Here is a 6,464-nt window from a genome sequence, read left to right as displayed (position 1 = left end):
GCCGGTGAGTCTGGGCACGACCGCGCGGCGGTTCGAGTGAGCGCGGGTCTCATGGTGGCGGGCGGCGGTGTGCGTGTTCACGGGCGAAGGTCAAAGGCGAAAGGCGCCTCCGGCGGCGACTCGAACCGCCGCGCGGCGTGCACACGAGAACCGGCTAGCCGCCAGCGCAACCTGCGGGACACAACCGAACTGCGTCCCCCCGCGAGGTCATCAAACCATTCGCGAAGCCGTAAAAAGCCCTTAAAACCACAGCGCGACCGCACCCGGGCAGCGTGCCGACCACCTCACCCCGACCGCCGCAGGATCAGGTTGATCACCAGCGCCGTCCAGCCCGTCTGGTGCGACGCCCCCAGGCCGGCGCCGGTGTCGCCGTGGAAGTACTCGTGGAAGGGGATGAGGTCGTGCCAGTCGGGGTTCTTCTGGAACAGTTCGTTCTCGCCGAAGACGGGGCGGCGGCCGTCGGCGTCGTTGAGGAACAGGGATACCAGGCGGCGGGAGAGGTCGTCGGCGATTTCGCCGAGGGTTGCCTCGTGGGGTGGGGTGCCGGGTGCTGCGGTCGGCGGCGTCGGGTAGGGCATGCGCAGCTGGTCGCCGAAGAAGTGGTGGTGGCGGTCGAGGGCGTCGATGAGCATGTAGTTCACCGGGAACCAGATGGGGCCGCGCCAGTTGGAGTTGCCGCCGAACAGGGTCGAGCGCGACTCGGCCGGCTCGTAGCCGACGCTGTAGTCGGCCTCGCCGAGGCGCACCGTGAAGGGCTCCGCGAGGTGGGCGTGGGACAGCGCTCGTAGGCCGTGGGGGGACAGGAACTCGTTCTCGTCGAGCATGCGCTGGAGCAGCCGGGGGAACTGGTCGTGCCGGACCATCGTGAGCAGCCGGAGGTCGCTGGCCGGCATCATGCGGCCCGCCAGGACGTCGGCGTAGTGCGGCTTGTTCGTCCGGTACCAGGCCACGCGCTGCTCCAGCTCCGGGACGGCGGCCAGCGCGGCCGAGGACACCGTGGCGGTGGCGCTCAGCGGCAGCAGTCCGACCACCGAGCGGACGCGCAGTGGCACGCCCTCCTGCCCCGGCACGCGGACCACGTCGTAGTAGAACCCGTCCTCCTCGTTCCACAGGCCCTGGGTGTTGGCCGCCTCGACGATCAGGGCGAAGTGCTCGAAGAACTTGGTGACCAACTCGCCGTAGGCCTTGTCCTGCGTCGCCAGGATCAGCGCCATGTCCATCATCGTGAGCGTGAACAGCGCCATCCACGCCGTCCCGTCGCTCTGCTCCAGCGCGCCGCCGGCCGGGACGCCGGCGCTGCGGTCGAAGGGCCCTATGTTGTCCAGGCCGAGGAAGCCGCCCTCGAAGACGTTCTTGCCCTCGGCGTCCAGGCGGTTGATCCACCACGTGAAGTTCAGCAGCAGCCGGTGGAAGACGCGCTTGAGGAAGCCGAAGTCGCGGCTGCCGTCGGCGGCGAACACCTGGAGCACGGCCCAGGCATGGACCGGCGGGTTCACGTCGCCGAAGTTCCACTCGTACGCCGGCATCTGGCCGCTGGGGTGCAGGTACCAGTCCCGCAGGAGGAGTTGCAGCTGCTGCTTGGCGAAGCCGGGGTCGACGCGGGCCAGGGCCACGGCGTGGAAGGCCAGGTCCCAGGCCGCGAACCAGGGGTACTCCCACGTGTCGGGCATGGCGATGACGTCGCGCGCCGACATGTGCCACCAGTGCGCGTTGCGCCGCGCGCCGCCGCCGATCGGCGCGGAGTGGCCCGGGTCATGGTCCAGCCAGCGCGGCACGTTGTAGTGATAGAACTGCTTCGACCACATCAGGCCGCCGACGGCCTGCCGCAGCACCATGGCCTCGTCGTCGGAGCAGGAGCCCGGGGTCAGCGCGTCGAAGAACTCGTCGGCCTCCTGCTCGCGCGCCTCCATCACCTTCTCGAAGCCGCTGCCCAGAAGGATCGCGCGGGTCTGCTGGGGGACGTCGGGGCCGGACATCCGCAGCCGCAGCCGGATCTCCGCCGACTTCCACGCCGGGACGGTCAGCACGTAGCGCAGCGCGGCCTTGGTGCCGACGCGTTCGGGATTGACGGTCTGCGCGCCGTTGACGACGTAGTCGTTGATCCCGTCCTTGGGGAACTCGCTGTAGCCGCCGTACCCCCACAACCGCTCGCTGTTGGTCTCGTTGTCACACAGCAGCACCTCGGGGCTGCCCTCGCCGATCAGCGACAGGGGCCGCAGGTGCTCGTGCTCGCCGACCAGCCGCGCGCCGCTGGCCGTGATCCGCGGCATGGCGTCGCGCCCCGGCATGCCCCAGGACCAGGTGTTGCGGAACCACAGGGTCGGCAGCACGTGCAGGGTGGCCGGCTCCAGGCTCATGTTCTCCACGCGCACCCGGATGCACAGGTCGTGCGGCCCGGCCTTCGCGTAGTCGGCGGTGATCGCCCAGTACCGGTCCTCGTCGAAGATCCCGGTGTCCGCGAGTTCGTACTCGGGATCCGCGCCACCCCGGCTCCGCGTGGTGTCCAGCAGGTCGTGGTACGGGAACTCCTGCTGCGGGTAGTGGTACCGCCAGCGCATCCACGAGTGCGTGGGGGTGGAGTCCAGGAACCACCAGTATTCCTTGACGTCCTCGCCGTGGTTGCCCTCGTGGCCGCCGACGCCGAACAACCGCTCCTTCAGGATCGGGTCCGCGCCGTTCCAGAAGGCGAGCGCGAAACAGAACCGCTGCTGGTCGTCGCAGATCCCGCCGAGCCCGTCCTCGTTCCAGCGGTACGCGCGAGATCTCGCGTGGTCGTGCGGGAAGTAGTCCCAGGCCGTGCCGCCCTCGGAATAGTCCTCGCGGACCGTGCCCCACGCGCGCTCGGCTAGGTAGGGGCCCCATTTGCGCCAGGGCACGTGCGCGTCCCCCTCGGCGTCGGCGGCGTTCAGGCGGATCCGCTCGGCGTCTTCCATGGGGCCAGTGTGGACCCTGATGGTTTCGGTCTGTTTCCGGAAATCCCATGGGCGCCGAACGCGAACACGATGGCCTCACGGCCGCAACGTGCGCGCAATGTCCTGCGGCGATGCTTGTCGCACCGCCGAAACACGCCTTGAGCGGACGGCATCCGTGATCCCTGACGAGGAGGCGACGATGACCGCTACGACCGCGTTCCGCAAAAGGAAGCTCCTCATGCTTTCCTGGGAGTACCCGCCGGTCATGGTCGGCGGCCTCGGACGGCATGTGCACGCCCTGGCCACCACCCTGGCCCGGGCCGGGCACGACGTGACCGTCGCCACCCGCCACGCCCCCGGCGCACCGCTGGACGAGATCGTGGACGGGGTCCGCGTGGTGCGGGCCCCGCAGGACCCGCCGGTCATACCCCTGGACACCGATCACCTGCTGGCCTGGGCCGTCGCCTTCAACCACACCTTGACCCGCACCGCCCTGCACGCCGCCCGCGGCCAGGACTACGAACTCGTCCACGCCCACGACTGGCTCGTCACCCATGCCGCCGTCACGGTCAAGGACCACCTGGGCATCCCGCTGGTCGCCACCATCCACGCCACCGAGGCCGGGCGGCACCAGGGCTGGCTGCCCGGCGATCTGAACCGCGGCATCCACTCCATCGAGTGCTGGCTGGCCCAGGAGGCCTCCCGGGTGCTGGTCTGCTCCCAGTACATGCGGCGGGAGGTCTCGGTGCTGTTGGACGTGCCGGCCGCCAAGATCGACGCCATCCCCAACGGCGTGGACATGCCCCGCTGGCGGGCCGAGCCCAAGCAGGTCGGCCTGGCCCGCGCGAAGTACGCCGGCAGCGGGCCGCTGGTCGGCTTCGCCGGGCGCCTGGTCCACGAGAAGGGCGTCCAGCACCTGCTGCACGCGCTGCCCGAACTGCGCCGCGCGCACCCCGGGCTGCGCGCCGTCATCTGCGGCGACGGCCCGAACCGTGGCGAGTTGGAGGACCTGACGCACCGCCTCGGGCTCCAGCACGCGGTCAGCTTCGGCGGCTTCGTCGGCTCGCACCTGTCGGCGACGATGGCGGCCACCGATGCGATGGTCGTGCCGAGCCTGTACGAGCCGTTCGGCATGGTGGCCCTGGAAGCCGCCGCAGCCGGTGCCCCGCTGGCGGTGTCGGCGACCGGCGGACTGGCCGAGATCGTCGAGCCCGGGGTCACCGGCGTGACGTTCCCGGCGCGCGACGAGGACGCGCTGGCGCGCTCGGTGTCCACGCTGCTGGAGGACCGGCCCGGCGCGCGGCGGATGGTGGCCACGGCCAAGGCGATGGTGCGTCAGCGCTACGGCTGGCCGACGGTCGGCGAGCAGACCGCGGCGGCGTACTCGCGGGCCGTTGACGCGGCGCCGTCGGTTCCGGCCGAGCCGGAGGAGCTGTGGCGCTCGCGGGAGCGGCAGATTGTGATACCGGACGGAAACCTGCTGGCGTCGGCGGGGTTGGCGGCTTGAGCGGGGAGCCTCGGTACTGGGACACATTCGGCGCCCACCCGGAGTCGGGTGGGACCCGCTTCGCGGTGTGGGCGCCGAACGCGCGGCGGGTGCAGGTGGCAGGGGACTTCAACGACTGGGACCCGAACCGTGCGGCGGAGCTGAACCGCGACGACTGGACCGGCTGCTGGTACGGCTTCGCCGAGGGCGCCGGGCAGTGGGACCGGTACAAGTACCGGGTGCTGGGCGCCGACGGTGTGTGGCGGCTGAAGGCTGATCCGGTGGCCTTTCATAGCGAGACGGCGCCGGCGAGTGCTTCGCGGATCTTCGCGTCGTCATATGAGTGGCAGGACGCTGATTGGCTGAAAGTACGGCGTGAGGCTTCCGGTGGGCCCGCGTCGCAGCCGATGTCGGTCTACGAGGTGCACCTGCCGTCGTGGCGGCGTGGACGGACCTACTGGGACCTGGCGTCGGAACTGGTGGACCACGTGCAGCGGCACGGGTTCACGCACGTGGAGTTCCTGCCGGTGATGGAGCACCCCTACGGCGGGTCCTGGGGCTACCAGACGACCGGCTTCTTCGCCGCGACCTCGCGGCTGGGGCATCCCGACGACCTGCGGTACCTGGTGGACCGGCTGCACCAGGCGGGGATCGGGGTGCTGTTCGACTGGGTCCCGGCGCACTTCGCCCGGGACGAGTGGGCCCTGGCACGCTTCGACGGCACCGCGATGTATGAGCACCCTGATCCCCGGCGCGGCGAGCATCCCGACTGGGGCAGCCTGGTCTTCGACTTCGCGCGGTGGGAGGTGCGTGACTTCCTCATCGCCTCTGCGCTGTACTGGATCGAGGAGTTCCACGCCGACGGGCTCCGCGTGGACGCGGTCTCCTCGATGCTGCACCTGGACTACTCGCGGGGTCCGGGGCAGTGGGAGCCGAACATGTTCGGCGGCACGGAGAACCTGGACGCCACCTCGTTGCTGCGGAGCCTCAACGAGGCGATCCACAGCCGGCACCCCGGCGTGGTGACGATCGCCGAGGAGTCGGCGGCGTGGCCGGGGGTGACGCGGCCGACGAGCGAGGGCGGGCTCGGGTTCGACCTGAAGTGGAACATGGGGTGGATGAACGACACGCTGCGCTATGTGGTGCGTGACCCTGTGCACCGCAGTCATCATCACAGTGACCTGACACAGCCTTCGACGTACGCGTTCAGCGAGAACTACTTGTTGCCGCTGTCGCACGACGAGGTGGTGCACGGCAAGCAGTCGCTGGCGAGCAAGCAGCCCGGCACGCGCGAGGACCAGGTCGGCGGCCTGCGCGGGCTGCTGGCGTACCAGTGGGCGTTCCCCGGCAAGAAGCTGCTGTTCATGGGCGGCGAGTTCGGGCAGCGAGCCGAGTGGAGCGAGGAGCGCGGGTTGGACTGGCCGGCCGACGATTCGGAGGACGGCGGTCTCACCCGGCTGCTGGCCGACGTCAACGCCCGCTACCGCGAAACCCCGGCCCTGTGGACCCGCGACGCCGACCCGCACGCAACGTACTGGCTGACATCGGACGCCGGCGCGAACCTCCTGGCCTTCGCCAGGTTCGGGAACTACGACGACGGCTCCGCGCTGGTGTGCGTCGCCAACTTCTCCGGAGGCCAGCTCCGCGACCACCGGATCGCTATGCCCTGGCCTGGGACCTGGCGCGAGGTCCTCAACACCGACGCGACCATCTACGGCGGCTCAGGCTCGGGCAACCTCGGCGCGGTCGTGGCGGCCGCCGACCCGTCGTCGGGCGAGGGGGTGTCGGCGCGGGTGACGGTCGGGGCCCGGTCCGTGGTGTGGCTGGCGGGGCGGCATCTCGGGGTTGGCGGGGATGCCAGCGACGGATCGGGCTGATGTAGTCGGTCAGTCAGTCAGTCGGTCAGTCGGCGGCGGTGGCGGCGACGCCCTCGATCGGACTCCGCTGAGCCGGCACCGCCGCGAGGGGCCAAGTCGTCGGGGTGCCGGGCGTTGGCGTTGCGCCAGCGCAGATGGGCCTGCATCTTGCGGGCCGGCACGGTGATTCCGATGCCGCGGCCCGCGCTG

The 6,464-nt window shown here is 70.6% G+C and carries 3 protein-coding genes; 2 read left to right on the top strand and 1 reads right to left on the bottom strand.

Annotated elements, in window-relative coordinates; translation table 11 throughout:
* Positions 1 to 284 precede the first annotated feature (284 nt).
* Entirely contained in the window at positions 285 to 2,933 is a 2,649-nt protein-coding gene (locus GWK61_RS03515; RefSeq protein WP_194904829.1) for an MGH1-like glycoside hydrolase domain-containing protein, read from the bottom strand.
* 178 nt (positions 2,934 to 3,111) lie between these two features.
* Here GWK61_RS03515 and GWK61_RS03510 point away from each other — a divergent pair, with 178 nt between their 5' ends.
* Both GWK61_RS03510 and glgB read left to right on the top strand, forming a co-directional pair.
* On the top strand, positions 3,112 to 4,419 hold the full coding sequence (locus GWK61_RS03510) for a glycosyltransferase family 4 protein (protein ID WP_194904827.1): 1,308 nt from the start codon (positions 3,112 to 3,114) through the stop codon (positions 4,417 to 4,419).
* Positions 4,416 to 6,275 carry a 1,4-alpha-glucan branching protein GlgB gene (gene glgB / locus GWK61_RS03505; RefSeq protein ID WP_194904825.1) on the top strand — a complete coding sequence of 620 codons (1,860 nt, stop codon included), beginning with the start codon at positions 4,416 to 4,418 and terminating at the stop codon, positions 6,273 to 6,275. The genes GWK61_RS03510 and glgB overlap by 4 nt, the downstream gene beginning before the upstream one ends.
* Positions 6,276 to 6,464: the final 189 nt, after the last annotated feature.

Source organism: Catenulispora rubra, from assembly GCF_015356825.1.
In the GTDB taxonomy this organism is placed as follows: Bacteria; Actinomycetota; Actinomycetes; order Streptomycetales; family Catenulisporaceae; genus Catenulispora; species Catenulispora rubra.
The sequence above is the reverse complement of the archived record's forward strand: the minus strand, read 5'-3'. Positions and strand labels throughout refer to the sequence as shown.